The organism is Streptomyces sp. NPDC059169, from assembly GCF_042755225.1.
Classification (GTDB): domain Bacteria; phylum Actinomycetota; class Actinomycetes; order Streptomycetales; family Streptomycetaceae; genus Streptomyces.
Genome location: NZ_JBHZCF010000020.1, coordinates 23,957 through 45,449, shown reverse-complemented (window position 1 = coordinate 45,449; position 21,493 = coordinate 23,957). Strand labels below are relative to the sequence as shown.

The window sequence follows — 21,493 nt, the reverse complement described above, 5'->3', positions numbered from 1 at the left end:
GGAAGAGGGGCCACACTTTTTCACGTGCGCCGGGCCCGCCTGGTTCACGCCGCGTTCGGAGCGGGCGTGTCCTGTGGTGCGTGTGGGGCGGATGTGACCCGGTGGAAGACGCCGGGGACGGTGCCCTGTCCCTCGGTCAGGAGGTACGCCTGTGCCTCGCCCACGTGGAAGTACATCCCGTGAAGCTGCAGCGTGCCCTCGGCCAGGCGCCGGGCCACCGCCTCGTGCCGCCGCAGGTGCTCCAACTGCTGGACCACGTTGGTGAGACACAGCTGCTCCACCGCGTCGGCGGGCGGCCTCCAGGAGATCGTCGCACCGGAGGCGTGCGGTGCCGCCGTTCGGTCCAGGCTGGGGCGGCCGTGTCGCAGCCAGCGCTGCAGCGGGGTCGATCCCGCAGCCTCTTTCGGTGGACCCTGCATCAGAGCCTGCATCGCGCCGCAGCCGGAGTGGCCGCATACCGTGATCGAGTCCACCCGGAGGACGTCGACGGCGTACTCGATCGCCGCGGCGACCGAGTCGTCCCCGCTCTCCTCGCCTGGGAGCGGGACGAGGTTGCCCACGTTCCGCACGGTGAACAGGTCCCCCGGCCCGCTGGCAGTGATCATGCTCGTGACCAGCCGGGAATCCGCACAGGTCAGGAAGAGCTGCGAGGGACGCTGTCCTTCTCGGGCGAGGCGGGCGAGCTCGTCACGGACCAGCGGTGCGGTGTCGCGCTGGAAGGAGCTGAGTCCACTGGCGAGTTGATGGCCGACCACATTCGGCCGCTGACCCGCGGCGGCGTCCGGATGCCGTCCGCAGTGGTGGTTGCGCCAGGGCGTCCAGGGCCTGCAGCAGGCGTGCGGCTCGGACGCGGGCTCGGCGATCCGCCCGCCCGAGCGCCCCGTGAACTCGACCGTGCCACCGTGGGCCTCATGAGCCGCCTGCCAGTCGTGCAGTGCTTCATGAGCCGCGTGGTCCATGAACGAACCGTTCAACTCCACAACCGCGGCGGCTCCGTGGGGGACCTGACCGAGGACCCGGCTCAGTCGTGGCACCGCCAGGAACGTCAATTGCCCGTGGACCCGGACCCGGTGGACCGCCTCACCTTCCTCCACCGTGATCCGCGTACGGGTCAGCCGCTGAAGTGAGACCGCCACCGCCACGGCGATCCCGATGGCCACGCCCTCGAGAACTCCGGTGAGGACGACGCCGGCCATGGTCGTCGCGTACACCAGCAGTTCACGGTTCCGCTTGACGCTGCGCACATGCGTGATGTTGACCATCTGGATGCCGATGACCATCACGAGTGCGGCGAGGGCGGCCAGCGGGATCAGGTCGAGGACGGGCACCAGCAACAGCGCGGCGATGGCGATCCACAGTCCGTGGAGGATCGTCGAATGACGGCTCACCGCGCCGGACGAGACGTTCGCGGAGCTGCGGACCGCGACGCCGGTGATCGGTAGTCCGCCGAGGGCGCCGGAGACGACGTTCGCCGCACCTTGTCCGGTGAGTTCACGGTCGAGGTTGACGCGGGGGAGGCGGACGGCTGGCTTCTTGCGCGCCGCGGCCAGCTTGTCGATGGCGACGGCCGACAGCAGGGACTCGACACTGCCGACCAAGGTGATCGTCAAGACCGCGGCGATCAGGCCGAGCACGGGCCCTTCGGGGAGCTCGGGCAGAGCGTGGCTCTGCCAGGAGGGCAGGTCTACTCGGGGAAGATCGAACCCGGCCAGGGCGGCCAGTGCGGTCGCGGCGACGACCGAGGCGAGTGCGGCGGGGAGCTTCCGTGCGGTGCGGCCGATGTGCCCGGGCAAACGCGGCCACGCGAGCAACACCGCGATAGTCAGGACGCTGACGGCCAGTGCGCTGAGGTGGACGGCGGCCATTTGGCTGGGCAGGCCGAGGAAGTTGTCCAGGGCGGAACTCTGCGGCGTGCCGCCGAGCACGATGTGGAGCTGGGCGAGTGCGATGGTGACGCCGATGCCGGCCAACATGCCGTGCACGATGGCCGGACTGACGGCGAGGGCGGACCGGGCCACTCGGAGCGCGGACAGTGCGAGCTGGGCGAGTCCGGCGAGCACGGTGATGGCGCACGTGGTGCGCCAGCCGTAGCGGTGGATGAGATCGGCGGTGACCACGGTGAGTCCGGCAGCGGGGCCGCTGACCTGCAAGGGGGAGCCGCCCAGGAACCCCGCGACGATCCCGCCGACGGCTGCCGCGACGAGTCCGGCCTGTAGGGGCGCCCCGGTGGCCAGAGCGATCCCGAGGGAGAGTGGTAGCGCGATCAGGAAGACGCTGACGGAGGCGGAGACGTCCGCGCCGGCGACCCGGAAGCGGCGTCCGGGTCCGCGCTGTGGCCGCTCGCCCGGTCCCGTGGGCTCGGCGTCGTCGCCCGGCGCGTGGGTGCCTGTCGTGCGCGAACTGTCGGCTGTTCGACCGGCGTCTGGCGGTGGCGGTGCACCGGCCGTGCCGTTGGGATCAGGGGAGTCGGCTGAGCCGGTGGCTTCGGTGGTGTCAGCGGGAGTGGGGGCGTCGGTCGCGGACTGTGGGTCTGTCGTTCGAGCGGCGCGGGTGGTGGGGGGCGTGCAAGGCAGGTCGTCGCAGGCAGACATGTTCCCGTCTCCTCCGGGGCTGCGCGGTCGCGGAATATGGGGCGCGGCCGTGGGTCACGGCGTACAGCGGCGGGCTGTCGACCTCGGAGCACTGAACTCGGTGCTACCTCAACTCCGCAGTCAACGATCAGTAAATGGATCGTAATCCAGAGTAAAGGTTTCGGTAGGATTTTTCGTGCAAATAGGGCATCAATTCACTCAGTTGGCTGATTAGTCATTCTGGTTCAGCCTGTTGTGACCTGCTTCCCGGTACATGACGCCCCACATTCCTGCCGTCGTATGCGCGTACCGGCCGGTGCGTCGGCAAGGGGTGGGCGTGTGGCCTTTCTCGCGGAAGGCGTACTTCGAAGGTCACGTCACGGCGATCCGCGCCGGGCTCACGGGGCGCGCGAGCAGCGACGGGCAGAGGCCGGTACCTGGCAGTCCGCCGCGCCACCGCCGTCCATCGACGAGGACGTGGGGCGGGGCCCGTCGGGCCGCACCTCCGGGACGGCGTGTGCACGCGGGAGGGTGCCCGGAATGTGATGGTCCGTCAATTCGTCGACCGGCCCGGGTGTGCAGCCCTCCGGAGCCTGTACGCCCGGACCTCGACAGGTAGGTGCCCGAGCGGGACTCGGGAGTCCTTCACGGCCGTTGCCCGTAGGCCGCCCACTGGCCCCCGTGGGCCGGACGGGCGCGCGTGGATGTGTGAACGCGCACCCGTCGACGCCGGTGCGGTGAGGGGGAGAGCGAGAGGGAGCCGACGATCGTCTCCCCTGGTCGGCGCTGAACGTGCAGCCGTGGTCAGGCCGGCTGCGGGGCGTTGGGCTCCGCAGCCCGTTCCCCGAGCACGAAGGCAGGGTCGACCTGAGCGGCGAGGTCGACCCCGGTGCGCGCGTTGCCCCAGCTCTCCGCGTTCTTCAGGTGGAAGTGCACCATCTGGCGGGTGTACCGCTCCCAGTCGCGGCCGGTGTACGACGCGTCCGCCGCCTGCTGGAGCGTTCGCAGAGCGGCCCGGTTGTCCTCCTCCAGGCGGCCGAAAAGGGGAGGGCGTCCCTTCTCCATCGCCCGTACCCAGTTTGAATGGCCGACGGTGACGAGCAGGTCATCGCCCGCAGCCTCGCGGAGGAACTCCAGGTCGTCCGGGCTCTGGACCTTGTTGCCGACGACCTTCAGTGAGACGCCGAAGTCCCGCGCGTAGCTCTTGTACTGGCGGTAGACGGAGACGCCCTTGAGGGTCGGCTCGGCGACGAGGAATGTCATGTCGAAGCGCGTGAACAAACCTGAGGCGAAGGAGTCCGAACCCGCCGTCATGTCCACCACGACGTATTCGTCCGCCCCGTCGACGAGGTGGTTGAGGCACAACTCCACGGCTCCGACCTTCGAGTGGTAACAGGACACCCCGAGGTCCGTCTCGGTGAACGGACCCGTCGCCATCAGTCGGATCTCTCCGCCGTCCAACCGCAAGGGTCGGGAGCAGGCGTCGTAGACCGGGTTGTCCTCGCGTACCCGCAGCAGGCGGGAACCCTCTCCGGGCGGTGTCGTCTTGATCATCGTGTCGGTCGAGGTGATCCGCGGATTGGTGCCGCGCAGGTAGTCCTTGATGAGCGGGAGGTGTGCGCCCATCGCGGGCAGCGCCGCCGCCTGTTCCTCATCGAGGCCGAGCGCCGCGCCGAGGTGCTGGTTGATGTCGGCGTCCACCGCGATGACATGGGCCTGCTGCGCGGCGAGGTGGCGGACGAACAGCGACGACAGCGTGGTCTTGCCGCTGCCGCCCTTCCCAACGAAAGCGATCTTCATGTTCACCTAGGGTAGCGGTGTGGTTACTCGACGCGCTGTGGGTGCGTGAAGAAGACCACTCCAACGTGGGGCGGGCGCCGGGGGCGCGTAGCCTCGCTACTTATGAGTACGAACGCCTCTGACCCCTTGGCCGCACTGAGTGACCTCCCTGGGGTCGTCGACGCCGTGGACTCCGTGCGCAAGGCGGTGGACCGCGTTTACGGGCACCGCGTCATGCGGCGCCGCAGCAACGAGGTCGCGTCGGAGGCGGCTTTGCGCGGGGCCCGCGCCTCGGCGGCCCTGGCGGGAGCCGACTGGGCACTGGAGGAAGTTCGCCGGCGGACGGACTTCAGCGGCGACGCGGAGGCCCGCACGGTCGGGGCCGCACTGCGCCTGACGGCGGAGTGCGGCCAGTTGCTGTCGATCTGGCGCCAGTCGCCGCTGCGCGTCCTGGCCCGGCTGCATCTGGTGGCGGAAGGCGGCGTGGCTCCCGATGAGTCCGTCGGCCGGCCCAGGCTCGCGGGCGAACGGGTCGACGAGCCGTTGATCGAGGCGCCACTGCCTGATGCGGGGGAGGTCGCGGGGCGTCTGGAAGGGCTCTCCGGTCTGATCATCGCAGGGACTTCGGCCCCGGCTCTGGTGACCGCCGCCGTCGTGCACGGCGAATTGCTTGCACTGCGTTCCTTCTCCTCGGCCAACGGGCTCGTCGCCCGCGCCGCGGAACGCATCGTCCTCGTCGGCAGTGGACTCGACCCGAAGTCGATCTGCCCGGCCGAGGTCGGACACGCCGAACTCGGCCGCGCTGCATACCTCGCTGCGTTCGACGGCTATCTCTCCGGGTCCCCGGACGGGATGGCCGCCTGGATCGCCCACTGCGGGCGCGCGGTCGAACTCGGCGTGCGGGAGTCGACGGCGGTGTGCGAGGCGCTGCAGCGCGGAGCCGCATAGGGCTTCGGGAGTGATCAGTCCACGGCGGACGGCGTTTCCGTCGGTCCGTGGCGGCGAAGTGGCGTTCCGCCCGAGGGGCGTGCGGCGATCCCGGCGGCGACGGCGCTCATGTACCGATGGGTGCCGGTCGGTTCGGGCGGCCTGGCCATGCCGTGCGGGACGCGTGGGGAGGCCGGGAAAAGGGTTGCGGCGGTACCGGTTGGTACCGCCGCTGGCATGTCGGTCGAGTTACCAAGCGTCCTCGATGTGTTGCCCATCAGGTCGGGAACTTTGCCCGTCACCTGGTGCGGCTGGCCCGTAATCGACGGGTCGACGTCGCGTGGGTGCTCGGCGTCCATGCTTCGGTCCGTGGGGCCTTTGTTGCGTAGAAGGTGATCCTCTCGGATGTCCCAGGTCTCGCGGGCCGTTAAGTCCTTTGTACTCCAGCGATCCGGCAAGTGGAACCCCTGGCTGCACTTTTTACTTTTGACCTCAAATCCGGGCAAGGGAGGCGCTGCGCCTGCGACTGGTGTACCAAACCAACCCGGCGGTGGCGACGGCGGCGCCCACGGCAGCCGCCGCGACCAGCGCAGGACGGGCCGGCAGCGTGAACGCCGGGATCCGCTGCTTCAGCCGTACCGGACGGTTGAAGACGAGCACGGGCCAGCCGCGCGAAACGGCCTCGCGGCGCAGCGCACGGTCGGGGTTGACGGCGTGCGGATGGCCGACGGACTCCAGCATGGGGACGTCGGTGACGGAATCGCTGTAGGCGTAGCAGCGTGTCAGGTCGTACCCCTCCGACGCGGCGAGTTGCTTGACCGCCTCGGCCTTCGTCGGCCCGTATGCGTAGTACTCCACCTCTCCGGTGAAGCAGCCGTCGTCGCCCACGACCATACGGGTGGCGACGACCCGGTCGGCGCCGAGTAGTTCGCCGATGGGTTCGACGACCTCGGCCCCCGAGGTCGAGACGATGACGACGTCTCGACCCGCGGTGTGGTGTTCTTCGATGAGGGATGCGGCCTCGTCGTAAATGATCGGGTCGATGAGGTCGTGCAGGGTCTCCGCGACGATCTCCTTTACCTGTTGCACGTTCCATCCGGTGCAGAGCGCCGAGAGGTACTTGCGCATCCGCTCCATCTGGTCGTGGTCGGCACCGCCAGCGAGGAACACGAACTGGGAGTACGCGGTCCGCAGTACGGCGCGGCGGTTGATCAGTCCGCCGTGGTAGAAGGACTTGCTGAAGGTCAGCGTCGACGACTTCGCAATGACCGTCTTGTCCAGGTCAAAGAACGCTGCTGTGCGCGGCAAGGAGTGGTTTTCCACGCCCCAGAGCATAGGGGCCCACCATTCGGCGTAAGCTATGGCGTGTGGGTTTGCCTGAGAAGGCTCTCGGGTACACCATGGAAGTCACGGATCGTTCGCGACCGTGCTAACCCGGTCCGACTCCTCCCCCCCCGAGTCGGCCGTGGGGACGACCCCCGCTCTCCCCCCCGGCGGGGGTCGTCGCATGTCCGGACGCGTTTTCGGTCGCTTGCATCTGATCATCTCTTCTCTCCTCGGCCTCGCGCTGCCGGTCATGGGCCACCTTCGGTACGTAACTCTGGGTAGTTGATGCGCTGCGCTCCGGCAGTCATGCAGGAAGTCACCGGTATGGGTTACGGAGATATTCACAAGTGGTGAGTTGTCCACAGTTTTAGAGCAAGATCCACACGATTTCCCGGGCCGGTGCACGGTGATTCCGTTCGTGAAAGTTCACGGGCCGAAGGAATCGCAGATCGCGGAACGATCTCGCCGTGCACCGGGCGCCGGGGCGGCCGCTGCGCCGCACCCGTGACGCCCCCGCGACCGCACGGCGGAAGGGGGAGAAATCGTGGCGGGTTTCATCACGTCCGGTCCTGCCTGGGCTTCGGGACCAAGCACGTCCGGCCCTGAAAGCGCATCGGGACCTACCGTCGGGACACCGGGAGGTGGAGAGCGGCGTGCGGGTCCGCTGATCGTCACGGAGGATCCGGTGCTGTTGGACGATCTGCTGCGGCTGTGCGCCGCGGCCGGTGCCGATCCCCAGGTGCACCACTCCGTTCCCGACGACAGACAGGCCTGGGAAGGCGCACCGCTGGTCCTGGTCGGGGAAGACGCTGCCGCACGCTGCAGGGGCGTCCCGCGTCGGCGCGGGGTGCTGCTGGTCGGTCGCGGCCAGGACGATCCACGGGTGTGGCGCTCGGCCGTCGAGATCGGAGCCGACTGCGTGCTGCGGTTGCCCGAGGCCGAGGGGTGGCTCGTGGACCGGATCGCCGACGTGGCCGAGGGGCACGGCAGACCGGCACTCACCGTCGGTGTGATCGGGGGCCGAGGCGGTGCGGGAGCGTCGACGCTGGCTTGTGCGCTTGCGGTGACGGCAGCCCGTGAGGGGCGGCGCACCATGCTCGTCGACGGTGATCCGCTGGGCGGCGGGCTCGATGTGCTCCTCGGCGGCGAGCAGTCAGAGGGCAGGCGCTGGCCCGACTTCGTCGCGTCCAGGGGAAGGGTGGCCGGCGGCGCCCTCGAGGAGTCCCTGCCGTCGGTGCACGGGCTGCGCGTCCTCAGCTGGGACCGGGGGGATGCGGTGCTGGTCCCTCCCGAAGCCGTGTGCTCGGTGCTGGCTGCCGCCCGCCGGCGCGGAGGGGTCGTGGTCGTCGATGTGCCGCGCCGGGTCGACGAGAGCGTCGCCGAGGTGCTGGCGCAACTGGACCTCGGGCTGCTGGTCGTTCCCGGCGAACTCCGTGCGGTGTCAGCCGCCCGGCGCGTCGCCGCCACGGTGGGCATGGTGCTGGGCGATCTGCGGGTCGTGGCCCGCGGCCCGTACTCCGCGGGGCTTGACGAGAAGTGGGTGGCGGAAGCGCTCGAACTGCCGCTAGCCGGAGAACTGCCGGTTGATTCAGGGCTCTTGGCCGACCTGGACGGAGGGATTCCGCCGGGTGGTGGGGCACGTGGGCCACTGGGCCGGTTCTGCTCGGCCTTCTGGGAGCGCGCTCTCGCGGGCGGTGATCCGTCGTGACCGCGATGCTTCTGGAAGCAGTGCGGCAGCGGCTCGCCGAGAGCGGTGCCGAGCCGACCCCGGCCAGGGTCGCGGCCGCTCTCCGGGCGCAGGGGCGGCTCCTGGGCGATGCGGAAGTCCTTGGCGCCGCCGAGGAACTGCGCTGCGAGCTGGTGGGTACGGGGCCCCTGGAGTCGCTGCTCGCAGATCCGGCGGTCACGGACGTGCTCGTGTCGGCTCCCGACCAGGTGTGGGTGGACCGGGGACGCGGGCTCGAACTCGCCGGTGTCACCTTCGCCGATGCGGAGGCCGTGCGCAGGCTGGCGCAGCGGCTCGCCGCGGTGGCGGGACGCCGACTGGACGACGCTCGTCCGTGGGTGGACGCAAGGCTGCCCGACGGCACCCGGATGCACGCCGTGCTTCCTCCCGTCGCGGTCGGATCGACCTGTCTCTCGTTGCGGGTCGTGAGGCCGAAGGCCTTCTCGCTCGCGGAGTTGGTCGAGGCGGGGACGGTTCCTCCGGGCGGAGATCTGGTGCTTGCCGCACTGGTCGCGGCGAGGGTGTCGTTCCTGATCAGCGGCGGCACCGGCTCGGGGAAGACGACGTTGTTGTCGTCCCTGCTCGGTCTGGTCGGCCGGTGCGAACGGATCGTGCTGACCGAGGACTCGTCAGAGCTCCGGCCCGATCATCCGCACGTGGTGCGCCTGGAATCCCGTCCGGCCAACCAGGAGGGCGCGGGCCAGGTCACGCTGCGGGACCTGGTGTGCCAGGCGCTGCGGATGCGGCCGGATCGGCTGGTGGTTGGCGAGGTGCGCGGTCCCGAAGTGACTGATCTGCTCGCCGCGTTGAACACGGGGCACGACGGCGGCTGCGGCACCGTCCACGCCAACACCGCGGCGGACGTCCCTGCGCGCCTTGAAGCCCTGGGTACGGGGGCCGGTCTGGATCGGGGCGCGCTGCACAGCCAGCTCGCTGCCGCGCTTTCCACTGTGATCCATCTCGTCCGAGACCGGGACGGACGGCGGCGGGTGGCCGAGATCCATGTGCTGGGGCGTGATGCGGACGGGCTGGTGGTGACGGTACCGGCGCTCCGGTGGGGCGCGGCGGGTTTCGTACGCGAACCGGGCTGGGAGCGGCTGCGATCGCTGCTCGGGGATCTCGGAGATGGGGAGCGGTGACGACCGCGGTGGTGTGTGCGGCCCTGTGCGCGGGCGCTGCGGTGTGGGTGGCGGTGGACGGGGACGGATGCCTGCGACGGCCCGGCCCGACACTGGCAGGCGGCCGTGTGGTGGTGGAGGGGACACCTCGGTGGCAGAGGGAGAAGCTGCAGAGAGTGCTGGGGCGACTCCGGCGCGAATGGCTCCTGTTGCCGGCCGCCTTGGCGCTGGCCGTCCTGGGCCAGTCGGTGCTGCCTCTGATCGCGGGGGCGGTGGCGGTTCCTCTGGTCGGACGGTGGCTGAGGGCCGCGGAGCGGGAGAAGGCCGGGGAGGCGCGGGCAGGTTCGGTGATCGCGCTCTGCGAGGCCATCGCGAGTGAACTGCGAGCGGGCCGGCAACCAGGAGCGGCGCTGTCGGTCGCCGGCCGGGCCACAGGGGCGCTCGGAGACTCGGAGTCGGCTGTACTGGCTGCTGCGCGCTTCGGCGGCGACGTGCCGGGAGAGCTCCGACGTGCCGCCGGAGCACCCGGCGCGGCCGGGCTGGCCGGACTCGCGGCTTGCTGGCGGGTCGCCGTGGACGGCGGGGCCGGGCTGGCCTGCGGGTTGGACCGGCTTCATGCCGCGTTGCGGGCCGAGCGAGACCAAAGGGAACAACTGCACGCACAGTTGACAGGTGTTCGGTCCACGGTCGTGGTCCTCGCGCTACTGCCGGTCGTGGGGCTCGGACTCGGCTGGGCGCTCGGTGCGCAACCCCTGCGGGTCCTGCTGCACACCCCCGGTGGCCTTGGGTGCCTCCTGCTGGGAGGGTTGTTGGAAGCTGCGGGTCTCTGCTGGGCGGCACGGGTCGTACGGGCGGGGGAGAGACCGTGAGCGCGGCTCTTCCCCACGAGGGGCACGCGGTCGCCCTCACGGTCTTTGTGGCGGCGTGGATGGTCTGTGCCGCAGCCGGCTGGCGTCGTGAGCGGCGGGTGCGTGCGCGGACCGCGGTGCTGCTGGCGGTGCGGCCCGGGCGCCGCCGCATCTCGGCCCCCGGGAGCGGGAGGCAGGTGTGGCGGTGGGCCGTGCCCGCGGTCGTGGTGATCGCCGGCTGGATCCTGGCCGACGGTCCCGCAGGGGCCCTGCTGGGCATCGCCGGGGCGTACGGCGTCCACGGATGGCGACGAGGTCGCCGCCGGGACAGCCCCGCGGTCGATCCTGGAGCCGTGGAGCAACTGCCCCTCGCGGCCGATCTGCTGGCGGCGTGCCTGTCCGCGGGGGCCGGTCCACGGGAAGCAGCGGAAGCCGTCGGCGAATCCCTTGGCGGCCCGGTGGGTGAGCGTCTCGTACACGTGGCCGCGCAACTGAGGCTCGGTAGCGAACCGGCTCGGGCGTGGGGCCTGTTCGGGGAGATAACGGGCGCGGCGGGGCTGGCCCGATGCCTGGAGCGCGCCGGTTCCTCAGGGGCACCGTCGGCAGAGCCGGTGTCCCGGTTGGCTGCCGGTTTGAGAGCCGCACGGTCGAGGGCCGCTGCGTCCCGGGCCCAGCGCGCGCAGGTCCTGATCACCGCGCCGGTCGGCCTGTGCTTCCTGCCCGCGTTCCTGGCCATCGGGGTCGCTCCGGTGGTGATCGGTCTGGCGAGCGGACTGCTGAGCAGGACGTGAAGCGACAGCACTCACGGCGCGACGGATGTCTCGACAACAACGATGATCACAGGGGGTTGACGTGGAACTCATGGTACGGACGAAGGAACGGATGGCGGCGGTCCGGTCCAGGTCCCGGGCGGGTCTGGGGAAGCGGTGGCTCCGCGGGGACGCGGGGATGACCACCTCGGAGTACGCGATGGGCACGATCGCGGCGTGTGCTTTCGCCGCTGTCCTGTACAAGGTCGTGACGAGCGGGAGCGTATCGGCGGCGCTGCAGTCGGTGATCGGGAAGGCGCTCGATGCGCAGTTCTGACGGCAGTTCTCGCAGCAGGCACTTCCTCGATGCGGGGTTGGCGGGGACGGTGGCGACGCGCAGCCTGGGGTCGCTGAGGGAGAGACGGGCCCGTGGTCGTGCTTCGGCGACCGCGCCGATGACGCCCGACCGGGGCTCGGTGACGGCGGAGGCGGCTGTCGCGGTCCCGGCGCTGGTGGTGTTCACGATGGCGCTGGTCTGGGCCCTGGCGGCGGCTGCCGCCCAGATCCAGTGCGTCGATGCCGCCAGGGCCGGTGCCAGGGCGGCGGCCCGGTCCGAGACCAGGGCCGCGGCGCTCGCTGCTGCGCGGTCGGCGGCTCCGCCGGGCTCCAGGGTCATGCTGGGCAGGGGCGGTGACCTGTGGCGGGTTCGGGTGGAGGCTCCCAGCCCCGGCCCGGGGGCGCTGTCCCTGACACTGTCCGCCGAGGCCGCCGCACTCGCGGAGGACACCGTGGGGAGGACCCCGAGGTGAACGTCCCGAAGAGAGCTGGAGATAGCGGTTCGGCGACGGTGTGGGTGGCGGTGGCGGCGAGCGCCATGTGCGCGGTGTTCGCCGTGGTGCTGGCGCTGGGGCAGGCGGTGGCGGCACGCCATCGGGCCGGGGCTGCGGCCGACCTGGCGGCCATCGCCGCGGCGGACCGAGCCCTGGAGGGGGCAGAGTCCGCATGCCATGTGGCAGCGCGGGTTGCCGCAGCGCAAGGAGCTGCCGTCGTGCGGTGTTCGGTGGACGGCGAGGTCGCCGATGTGGTGGCGCGGGCTGCTTTCGGCCCGTACGGGCCGCAGATCAGGTCGCGTGCGGGTCCGCCGGGTGCGCTGTTCCCGGGGAGCCCTCCTCTCGCGGACCACGGGCCTCCGACTCTGTCGGCGTCCCCGGCCGAGGGGTCTCCGTCCCGGAGCCGGGGCCCGTCCCTGGTCGAGGGGTCTGCGATACGTCGACCTCAGAACCGCCCGACACGCCCGACACGCCCGGGCGGTCCAGTGGGCCCCGGGATTTTTCCTCTGGCACCGGCGCTTCCTTGAGCAGAACGCTGAGCAGGCGGACGGCTGCTCGCTTGTGCAGCGGTTCGTTGCCGTTGCCGCACTTCGGGGACTGGATGCAGGAGGGGCAGCCCGCCTCACACTCGCAGGAGGCGATTGCTTCCCGTGTCGCGCCCAGCCACGCATGGGCTGTGTGGAAAGCCCGCTCGGCGAAGCCGGCGCCGCCCGGATGGCCGTCGTACACGAACACGGTGGGCAGCAGGGTGTCCGGATGGAGCGGGACGGAGACCCCACCGATGTCCCAGCGGTCGCAGGTGGCGAAGAGCGGCAGCATCCCGATCGAGGCGTGTTCCGCAGCGTGCAGGGCGCCGCCCAGCTGCTCGGGGGCCACCCGTGCGGAGTCGAGTTGGTCCTCCGTGACCGTCCACCACACGGCTCGGGTGCGCAGGGTGCGCGGCGGGAGGTCGAGTCTGGTCTCGCCGAGGACTTCACCCGTGATGAGCCTCCTGCGCAGGAAGGAGACGACCTGGTTCGTGACCTCGACCGATCCGAAGCAGAGGCGTCCGGCGCCCCAGGGGATCTCGGTGTCGGTGTCCAGGATGGTGATGGAGGTGGTGTCACGTGCGGTGGTGGAATACGGCGGGTTCGCTTCCTCGACCAAGGCGACGGAGTCCTCCAGGTCCAGCTGCTTCACCAGGTACGTACGCCCCTGGTGGAGGTGGACGGCACCTTGGTGGACGGCGGCGTGGGCGGCGGGTTCGTCGACGGTGCCCAGGAGCCGGCCGGTCACGGCCTCCACGATCTGCACGGGCCGCCCGCCCTGCCCCCGGATGTCCGTCAGCTCGGCCGCCCGCTCGCGCCGGGTCCAGTACCAGCCCGTGGTCCGCTTGCGCAGCAGTCCACTGCTCTCCAGCTGTGGCATCAGTTCCGGCGCAGCTGGGCCGAACAGCGCAAGGTCGTCCTCCGTGAGGGGCATTTCCGCGGCGGCGGCGCAGAGGTGCGGGGCGAGGACGTAGGGGTTGTCGGGATCGAGGACGGTGGACTCGACCGGCTGCCGGAAAAGCGCTTCGGGGTGGTGGACGAGGAAGGTGTCCAGTGGATCGTCCCGGGCGACCAGTACCGCGAGGGCGCCTTGACCGGAGCGCCCCGCCCGGCCCGCCTGCTGCCAGAGCGAGGCCCGGGTACCCGGGTAACCCGCGATCACCACTGCGTCCAGGCCGGAGACGTCGACGCCCAGTTCCAGCGCCGTGGTGGCGGCCAGGCCCAGCAGTTCGCCGGAATGCAGGGCTCGCTCCAGGGCGCGCCTCTCCTCCGGCAGGTAGCCGCCCCGGTAGGCGGCGACCCGTCGGGCGAGGCCACGGTCGACCTCCGCCAGCCGTTCCTGGGCGATCACGGAGATCAGTTCCGCGCCGCGTCGGGAGCGTACGAAGGCGACCGTGCGGACGCCCTGGACCGTCAGATCGGTGAGCAGGTCGGCGGTCTCTGCCGTGGCGGTCCGGCGCACCGGGGCGCCCTTTTCGCCGTGCAGTTCGGTGAGCGGGGGTTCCCAGAGGGCGAAGACGAGCTCGCCGCGGGGTGACGCGTCGTCCGAGACCTCGGTGACGGGCAGCCCGGTGAGGCGCTCGGCGGCGACGGCCGGTTCCGCCGCGGTGGCGGAGGCGAGGAGGAAGACGGGGTGCGCGCCGTAGCGGGCGCAGACCCGGCGTAGCCGGCGCAGCACCTGGGCCACGTGGGACCCGAAGACGCCCCGGTAGGTGTGGCACTCGTCGACGACGACGTAGCGCAGGGAGCGCAGGAAGGATGACCAGCGGGGGTGGGAGGGGAGTATCCCGCGGTGGAGCATGTCCGGATTGGTGAGCACGTAGTTCGCGTACTGGCGGACCCACTCGCGCTCCTCGACGGGTGTGTCGCCGTCGTACACGGCAGGTCGCACACGGTTGCCGAGCGGTTCCGCGAGCTCTTTCACGGAGCGTCGCTGGTCGGCGGCGAGGGCCTTGGTGGGAGCCAGGTACAGGGCCGTGGTTCCGCGCCCTCCCGGGGCCTCGGCGCCGTCGAGGAGGGTGGACAGGACAGGAGCCAGGTACGCGAGGGACTTGCCGGACGCGGTGCCCGTGGCGATCACGACCGATTCGCCGTCCAGGGCGTGTTCGGCCGCGGTGGCCTGGTGGGCCCACGGGTGTTCGATACCGGCTAGGAGGATGGCGTTGATCACTTCTCCGCGGATGCGATGCGGCCAAACGGCATGGCGGCCCGGCCTGGGGGGCAAGTGCTCCGTATGAGTGATGCGCGCAGCCCGGTCCGCCCCCGTGGTGAGGCGGTCGAGGACCCTACCGGGGGAGGGGCGGGTCTCCCCGCTCTCGGGGTGTCGTCTGGGACGGTGATTCGTGGCCATCGGCACCGAGTGTGTCACCGGCGTGACGGACAATGGTCTCAAGGCGTCGTGCATGGCTGCTGGTAAGTGATTGAATGCCATGGCGGCTGGCGATCCGTCCCCTGGCTCCGCCGGGGAGACCCGAGGGGCGACCGCTCGATAGCAAGGTGCTGGAGGATCCGTGGACCTGTCCCTGTCGACTCGCAACGTTTCCGGTCCTGGTGGCGACCGCACGGTCGTCGAGGTCGGTGGCGAGATTGATGTGTATACCGCGCCCAAGCTGCGCGAGCAGTTGGTCGAGTTGGTGAACGACGGCAGCTATCACCTGGTTGTCGACATGGAGGGTGTGGACTTCCTCGACTCGACCGGCCTCGGCGTGCTTGTGGGCGGTCTGAAGCGCGTGCGTGCGCACGAAGGCTCGCTGCGCCTGGTCTGCAACCAGGAGCGCATTCTCAAGATCTTCCGGATCACTGGTCTGACCAAGGTGTTCCCCATTCACACCACGGTCGACGAGGCCGTCGCGGCGACCGACTGAGTCGCCCGGAGGGCTCCGGAGGCTCCGGGCGGTTGCCTGGAGGCTCCGGAGAGGTCCGGAGAAACGTCTCGGGTTCCGGGCGCGCAAGCCCGGGCCCTGGCAAGCACGCTCGCACGCTGGTACGTCCGAGGGGGACCGTATGGCCACCGTTGAACTGCGCTTCAGCGCTCAACCCGAGCACGTCAGGACGGCCCGGCTCGTGGCCGCTGCCGTGGCGCGTCGGGCGGGGGTGGACGAAGCCGTTCTCGACGAGGTCAGGCTTGCCGTCGGAGAGGCGTGCAGTCGCGCCGTGGGGCTGCACCGCAGCAATGCCATCACCGCCCCGGTGCGGGTCGTGCTGGTGGAGGAGGAGAAGACCTTCTCCATCGAGGTAGGCGACGAGGTGCCCGTTCCGGGTGCAGCAGCCGGCGGGTCTGGTTCCGGAGGGCGGTCGGCGGAAACGGAGAGTGACGGCGAGGACGAGATGGGGCTTGCGGTGATCAGCGGCCTCGTGGACGACGTCGAGGTGATGTCGGGCGAGGACGGCGGGGTCATCCGGATGAGCTGGCCGGCCAATCCAGCCGTGATCGCGTCAGGCCAGTGAGACCCATGAGGACGGTGTTGCCGCCCGCTCACGCCTGAGCGGGTGTGTGGCCCTGCTGCGTCCGCCTTCTTCCCAGGCCCTGCTGAGCAGGGCCTTTTTCATTTCCCTAGATCATTGATCAAGCGTCAACGCTTTTGCCCCATTACCGCTTTCGGGGGGCAATCTTGAGGCGCGATCTTTTGCTGAGTAGCGAGCAAAGGTCAATTGCGTTTGTCGCGCCCTGTTTTGATCAGGTTCAGCTCCCTACAATCCGTCCACATCTTGAGCTCTGAACGTCAAGGAGGACGAATGGCGGGGCTCTTCAACCCATACGTGGCCGCCGACCCCACAACGCTCGCGGCAGCGGTCCTTACAGAAGACAATCGATTGATCGTCATTGTCATCGCGGCTGTCGCGCTGGCGGCACTGGTCGTCGCCCAGTTGCTGGTGCGCCAGGTGCTGGCTGCCGGTGAAGGCACCGATTCCATGAAGAAGATCGCGGCCGCCGTGCAGGAAGGAGCAAACGCCTATCTGGCGCGGCAGTTGCGTACGCTCGGCATCTTCGCCGTCGTCGTGTTCTTCCTGCTGATGCTCTTGCCTGCGGACAACTGGTCGCAGCGTGCGGGACGTTCCGTGTTCTTCCTGGTGGGTGCGGTTTTCTCAGCGGCCACCGGATACATCGGCATGCGTCTTGCGGTACGGAGCAATGTGCGTGTGGCCGCGGCCGCGCGCGAGGCGACGCCGGCGGAAGGAGAACCAGAAAAGGATCTGACGTCCGTTGCGCACCGGGCCATGAAGATCGCTTTCCGAACGGGCGGAGTGGTCGGCATGTTCACCGTGGGCCTCGGCCTGCTCGGTGCCTCATGCGTGGTCCTCGTCTACGCGGCGGACGCCCCCAAGGTCCTGGAGGGCTTCGGCCTCGGGGCGGCGCTCATCGCCATGTTCATGCGTGTCGGTGGAGGCATCTTCACCAAGGCCGCGGACGTCGGCGCTGACCTCGTCGGCAAGGTCGAGCAGGGCATCCCCGAGGACGACCCGCGCAATGCCGCCACCATCGCCGACAACGTCGGCGACAATGTCGGCGACTGCGCGGGTATGGCCGCCGACCTCTTCGAGTCGTACGCCGTCACCCTGGTCGCCGCACTCATCCTCGGCAAGGCCGCCTTCGGTGATCTGGGGCTGGCCTTCCCGCTGATCGTCCCGGCGATCGGCGTGGTCACCGCGATGATCGGCATCTTCGCGGTCGCCCCGCGGCGCGCCGACCGCAGTGGGATGACCGCCATCAACCGCGGTTTCTTCATCTCTGCGGCGATCTCGCTCGCACTGGTGGCGGTTGCCGTGTTCGTGTACCTGCCGTCGTCGTACGCGGACCTGAAGGGCGTCACCGAGCCGGCGATCCTCGGCCACAGCGGCGACCCACGGATGCTCGCCCTCGTCGCGGTCGCCATCGGCATCCTGCTGGCCGCCGTGATCCAGCAACTCACCGGGTACTTCACCGAGACGAACCGGCGGCCCGTCCGCGACATCGGCAAGTCCTCGCTGACCGGACCGGCCACCGTCGTCCTCGCCGGTATCGCGATCGGCCTCGAATCGGCCGTCTACACGGCCCTGTTGATCGGCCTGAGCGTTTACGGGGCGTTCCTGCTCGGCGGCACGTCGATCATGCTCGCGCTGTTCGCCGTGGCGCTGGCCGGAACCGGTCTGCTCACGACCGTCGGTGTCATCGTCGCCATGGACACCTTCGGTCCGGTCTCCGACAACGCCCAGGGCATCGCCGAGATGTCCGGTGACGTCCAGGGCGCGGGCGCGCAGGTCCTCACCGACCTCGACGCCGTCGGCAACACCACGAAGGCCATCACCAAGGGCATCGCCATCGCGACTGCCGTGCTCGCCGCGGCCGCGCTCTTCGGTTCGTACCGCGACGCCATCGCCACGGCCGTGGCGGAGGTCGGTACGAAGGCGAGCGGGATGAACCTCAGCCTGGACATCTCGCAGCCCAACAACCTGGTGGGGCTCGTTCTCGGCGCCGCGGTCGTCTTCCTCTTCTCCGGTCTGGCGATCAACGCGGTGTCCCGGTCGGCAGGCTCCGTGGTCTACGAGGTGCGGCGGCAGTTCCGCGACCACCCCGGGATCATGGACTACAGCGAGAAGCCCGAGTACGGCCGTGTCGTCGACATCTGCACCAAGGACGCGCTGCGTGAGCTGGCCACGCCCGGCCTGCTCGCCGTCATGGCGCCGATCGCCGTCGGGTTCACCCTCGGGGTCGGCTCGCTGGGTTCCTACCTCGCGGGGGCCATCGCCACCGGAACGCTGATGGCCGTGTTCCTCGCCAACTCGGGCGGGGCCTGGGACAACGCCAAGAAACTCGTCGAGGACGGTCACCACGGTGGCAAGGGGAGCGAGGCGCACGCCGCGACGGTCATCGGCGACACCGTCGGGGACCCGTTCAAGGACACCGCGGGTCCCGCGATCAACCCGCTGCTCAAGGTCATGAACCTGGTGGCGCTGTTGATCGCGCCGGCAGTGGTGCAGTTCAGCTACGGCCAGGACGCCAGTGCTGGGGTGCGGGCCGTGGTCGCGACCGTGGCGATCGTGGTCATCGTCGGCGCCGTGTACATCTCCAAGCGGCGCTCCGTAGCTGTGGGTGACGAAGACAACGCCGCCGAGCGGACGTCGAAGTCGCCGGACCCGGCGACTGTTTCGTAGGAATCGTCCCGCCTGCGGGAAATGCCTGCTCACAGTGCGGGCGGACGGCGCGTTCCGGCGCGACGTCCGCCCGTTCGTGTGTCCGGGCGTGGGGCGCCGGTGAGTCTTCTCTCTCTTGGTGTAAAAACCTGCAAATTCGGATGAATCAGACATATAGCACGGGATTGTTGTCCGCTTGGCGTGTATGTTCCGGGGCCGAGAGCCTTGGAAGGGACCCATCGGTGAACAAGAAGCTTGCGGCCGCCCTGTCCGGCGGCGCGGTACTGGTGCTGGCGCTGTCCGGCTGCAGCGACGACGGCGAGAACGACGCCAAGGTGCAGGCCTGGGCCAAGAGCGTCTGCGACCGGGCGCAGCCGCAGATCCAGAAGCGGGCCAACGCACAGCAGACGATCATTTCGACGTCCGTGGACGGCAAGCCCGCCGACATCCAGGCCGCCGACTCGAAGGCCTTCCAGGACATCGCCGACGCCAACAAGGCGCTGGCCGCCGCAGTGCAGGGCGCCGGTACCGCTCCGGGCGAGGGGCACGAGAAGCTGCAGCAGGACGCCGTCAAGGAGCTCAACGCCACGGCTGCCGCCTACCTCTCGCTGAAGAAGGAGGTCGACGCGCTCGACCCCAAGGACCAGCAGAAGTTCGCGGACGGACTGCAGGGCATCGCGGACGGCCTGAAGAAGATCCAGCAGATGGACCAGGATGCCCTCGGCAAGCTTCAGAACGGCGAGCTGGGCAAGGCGTTGGGGAAGCAGAAGGGCTGTCAGCGGGTCAAGCCCGTCGTGGCGGAGACTCCGCCCGCCGACGGAGGCTCCGGTGCGCCGAAGCCCGCCACCGAGCCGTCGAACGCCGCAGGCCCCTCGAAGTCCGCCGGCGGATCCGAGTCGTCCGACGCTTCGAAGTCCCCGAGCGCCTCGAAGTCGAGCGAGTAGTCGGCGCGACGATCCCGATACGCGCGGTGCGGGCCCACGGTCCGCGCCGCGCGTCCGTCGTCCACGGTGGCCGCGGCGCGATGCGACGCCGGATCCTGGTCCGGTGCGGGCGGTAGCCCCGCCGGGGGCGCGGTTGAGGCACCACCCGCGCCTCTCGGGTGAGAATGGCCGCGTGAGTACGACCAGCCTCGCCGCAGGCCTACCCGTCCCCGACCAGTCAGACCGGCTCCGCGACGCCCTGCTCGCCGCCGACTTCACCGCCGACGGGCTGCTCGAGCTGCTCGGTGCGCCCGCCTATGCGGCCCTCGCGCGCAGCGAGACCGTTCCCGCGCTGCGCGCCACCCGGGGGGATTCGCCGCTGGAGACGCTCGTACGGCTCTTCCTGCTGCAGCGGACGGTGACGCCCGAGCAGGCCCGGGCAGCGCTGCCGCTGGACGCGGTGCTCGCCGACGGCTGGGTCGTCGAGGGTCGCACGGGCGTCCGGGCGACCGTGGACGTCCGCCCCTACGGCGGCCCCGAGGGGCAGGACTGGTTCATCGTCTCCGACCTCGGCTGCGCCGTCGGCGGGGCGAGCGGCGCGACGGGACACGACGAGGGCGTCGTCCTCGGTGTCGGCGGGGCGTCCACGACGCTCGCCGGGATCACCGTCCGCACGGCCGTGTCCAGTGCCCTCGACATCGGTACGGGGTCCGGCATCCAGGCGCTGCACGCCACCCAGCACGCGACGCGGGTCACGGCCACCGATCTGAACCCGCGCGCGCTCGGCTTCACCGCGCTCACCCTCGCGCTGTCCGGAGCGCCGGCGGCCGATCTGCGGGAGGGGTCGCTCTTCGCGCCGGTCGGGTCCGAGACGTACGACCTGATCGTGTCGAACCCACCGTTCGTCATCTCCCCGGGGGCCCGGCTCACGTACCGGGACGGCGGGATGGGCGGCGACGACCTGTGCCGCTCGCTCGTGCAGCAGTCCGGGGAGCGGCTCAACGACGGCGGGTTCGCACAGTTCCTCGCCAACTGGCAGCACGTGGAAGGGGAGGACTGGCAGGAGCGGGTGCGCTCCTGGGTGCCGCGCGGCTGTGACGCCTGGATCGTGCAGCGCGAGGTGCAGGACGTGACCCAGTACGCCGAGTTGTGGCTGCGGGACGGCGGGGACCACCGCACCGCCCCCGGAGAGTACGCGGCGCGATACGAGGCATGGCTCGACGAGTTCGAGGCGCGCAGGACCAAGGCGGTCGGCTTCGGTTGGATCACGCTCCGCAGGTCGGGCGCGCTGCAGCCGTCGATCGTGGTCGAGGAGTGGCCGCACCCCGTGGAGCAGCCACTCGGCGAGGCCGTGCGGGCGCACTTCGCGAGGCAGGACTACCTGCGGACGCACGACGATGCCGCGCTGCTCGCCGATCACCTGGTGCTGGCGGACGGGGTGGTCCAGGAGCAGGTGGGCATGCCCGGGGCGGAGGACCCCGAGCACGTCGTGCTCCGGCAGAACAGGGGGATGCGGCGCGCCACGAAGGTGGACACCGTGGCGGCGGGCTTCGCCGGTGTCTGCGACGGCTCGCTGAGCGCCGGGCGGATCCTCGACGCCATCGCCCAGCTCGTCGGCGAGGATCCGGTGGCGTTGCGGGACCGTACGCCGGCGGCGATCAGGCTGCTGGTGCAGGAGGGATTCCTGGAGCCGGGCGGGAGTGCGGACCGCGGCTGAGCGGTCCGGTCCGGGGATCGGTTCCGTCCCGCTCCGGCCGACCGGTTCCGGTGGGGACCGGTCGCCGGTTCCGGCCGTGCCCCCGGACCCGGCGACCGGTCCGGGGTCGACCGAACGGGCTCGTCGTGGTGTCCCGTGTCGCATACCGGCCACCGCTCCCATGCGGAACCGGCCATTGTCGGGCGGAAGCGGAGGGCGGCCGGTGCCCGCGCGTGAGGGTGCTGAACCGCCGCACATCCGGTGGGCGCATTCCTTCGGAGGGGGGCCTCCGTTTGTGGCCGAGAAGGACGCGCCGCCTCGGTTCGAGTGACGCCGGTAGCCCTGGAAGCATTCGTTCCGATT

17 protein-coding genes and 1 pseudogene are annotated in these 21,493 nt (G+C 70.3%); 13 read left to right on the top strand and 5 right to left on the bottom strand.

All coding sequences use genetic code 11. The features are described from left to right. Positions 1-44: 44 nt before the first annotated feature. Both ACFXOM_RS29880 and ACFXOM_RS29875 read right to left on the bottom strand, forming a co-directional pair. Positions 45-2,591, bottom strand: a complete 2,547-nt coding sequence (locus tag ACFXOM_RS29880) for a SulP family inorganic anion transporter (protein WP_384939793.1) — start codon at positions 2,589-2,591, stop codon at positions 45-47. 783 nt (positions 2,592-3,374) lie between these two features. Next, positions 3,375-4,370: an ATP-binding protein gene (locus tag ACFXOM_RS29875; protein WP_384939795.1), complete on the bottom strand. Its 996-nt coding sequence runs from the start codon at positions 4,368-4,370 to the stop codon at positions 3,375-3,377. Positions 4,371-4,472: 102 nt separating this feature from the next. On the opposite strand from ACFXOM_RS29875, the gene ACFXOM_RS29870 reads away from it, so the two are divergent. Then, on the top strand, positions 4,473-5,297 hold the full coding sequence (locus ACFXOM_RS29870) for an oxidoreductase (RefSeq protein WP_384939797.1): 825 nt from the start codon (positions 4,473-4,475) through the stop codon (positions 5,295-5,297). Between the two features lie 14 nt (positions 5,298-5,311). Here ACFXOM_RS29870 and ACFXOM_RS29865 read toward each other — a convergent pair whose 3' ends face one another. Both ACFXOM_RS29865 and ACFXOM_RS29860 read right to left on the bottom strand, forming a co-directional pair. After that, a complete protein-coding gene (locus ACFXOM_RS29865) occupies positions 5,312-5,635 on the bottom strand; it encodes a hypothetical protein (protein WP_385040368.1) in 324 nt (107 codons plus the stop codon). Between the two features lie 133 nt (positions 5,636-5,768). Continuing rightward, on the bottom strand, positions 5,769-6,611 hold the full coding sequence (locus ACFXOM_RS29860; RefSeq protein ID WP_384939799.1) for an HAD family hydrolase: 843 nt from the start codon (positions 6,609-6,611) through the stop codon (positions 5,769-5,771). A 655-nt stretch (positions 6,612-7,266) separates the two neighbouring features. Here ACFXOM_RS29860 and ssd point away from each other — a divergent pair. The 7 genes and pseudogenes from ssd to ACFXOM_RS29825 form a co-directional block, all read left to right on the top strand. Further along, entirely contained in the window at positions 7,267-8,310 is a 1,044-nt protein-coding gene (ssd, locus tag ACFXOM_RS29855; protein WP_384939838.1) for a septum site-determining protein Ssd, read from the top strand. Next, entirely contained in the window at positions 8,307-9,467 is a 1,161-nt protein-coding gene (locus ACFXOM_RS29850) for a TadA family conjugal transfer-associated ATPase (protein WP_384939801.1), read from the top strand. The genes ssd and ACFXOM_RS29850 overlap by 4 nt, the downstream gene beginning before the upstream one ends. Beyond that, the gene (locus ACFXOM_RS29845) at positions 9,464-10,315 is read left to right on the top strand and encodes a type II secretion system F family protein (RefSeq protein ID WP_384946497.1); all 852 of its coding nucleotides are present in this window, start codon (positions 9,464-9,466) and stop codon (positions 10,313-10,315) included. Before ACFXOM_RS29850 ends, ACFXOM_RS29845 begins: the two co-directional genes overlap by 4 nt. A 59-nt stretch (positions 10,316-10,374) precedes the next feature. Next, the gene (locus ACFXOM_RS29840; protein ID WP_385040445.1) at positions 10,375-11,085 is read left to right on the top strand and encodes a type II secretion system F family protein; all 711 of its coding nucleotides are present in this window, start codon (positions 10,375-10,377) and stop codon (positions 11,083-11,085) included. Positions 11,086-11,176: 91 nt separating this feature from the next. After that, the gene (locus ACFXOM_RS29835) at positions 11,177-11,380 is read left to right on the top strand and encodes a DUF4244 domain-containing protein (protein WP_384939842.1); all 204 of its coding nucleotides are present in this window, start codon (positions 11,177-11,179) and stop codon (positions 11,378-11,380) included. A gap of 118 nt (positions 11,381-11,498) precedes the next feature. After that, the gene (locus ACFXOM_RS29830; RefSeq protein WP_384939844.1) at positions 11,499-11,852 is read left to right on the top strand and encodes a TadE family type IV pilus minor pilin; all 354 of its coding nucleotides are present in this window, start codon (positions 11,499-11,501) and stop codon (positions 11,850-11,852) included. Between the two features lie 65 nt (positions 11,853-11,917). Continuing rightward, positions 11,918-12,079, top strand: a pseudogene (locus ACFXOM_RS29825) (pilus assembly protein TadG-related protein); the annotation flags it as partial. Positions 12,080-12,164: 85 nt separating this feature from the next. Here the strand turns inward: ACFXOM_RS29825 and ACFXOM_RS29820 are convergent. Then, complete coding sequence (locus ACFXOM_RS29820; RefSeq protein WP_385040365.1) at positions 12,165-14,831, bottom strand: DEAD/DEAH box helicase; 2,667 nt, start codon at positions 14,829-14,831, stop codon at positions 12,165-12,167. Positions 14,832-14,910: 79 nt separating this feature from the next. Between ACFXOM_RS29820 and ACFXOM_RS29815 the strand changes: the two genes are divergently transcribed. The 5 genes from ACFXOM_RS29815 to ACFXOM_RS29795 all read left to right on the top strand — a co-directional run bounded on the left by ACFXOM_RS29815 (position 14,911) and on the right by ACFXOM_RS29795 (position 21,151). Further along, positions 14,911-15,264, top strand: coding sequence for an STAS domain-containing protein (locus ACFXOM_RS29815; RefSeq protein WP_003967428.1), 354 nt, complete (start codon positions 14,911-14,913; stop codon positions 15,262-15,264). 139 nt (positions 15,265-15,403) lie between these two features. Continuing rightward, entirely contained in the window at positions 15,404-15,847 is a 444-nt protein-coding gene (locus ACFXOM_RS29810) for an ATP-binding protein (protein ID WP_385040362.1), read from the top strand. A gap of 288 nt (positions 15,848-16,135) precedes the next feature. Next, complete coding sequence (locus ACFXOM_RS29805; RefSeq protein ID WP_384939809.1) at positions 16,136-18,532, top strand: sodium-translocating pyrophosphatase; 2,397 nt, start codon at positions 16,136-16,138, stop codon at positions 18,530-18,532. Between the two features lie 221 nt (positions 18,533-18,753). After that, complete coding sequence (locus ACFXOM_RS29800) at positions 18,754-19,455, top strand: small secreted protein (protein ID WP_384939811.1); 702 nt, start codon at positions 18,754-18,756, stop codon at positions 19,453-19,455. 172 nt (positions 19,456-19,627) lie between these two features. Further along, positions 19,628-21,151: a methyltransferase gene (locus ACFXOM_RS29795; protein ID WP_385040359.1), complete on the top strand. Its 1,524-nt coding sequence runs from the start codon at positions 19,628-19,630 to the stop codon at positions 21,149-21,151. Positions 21,152-21,493: the final 342 nt, after the last annotated feature.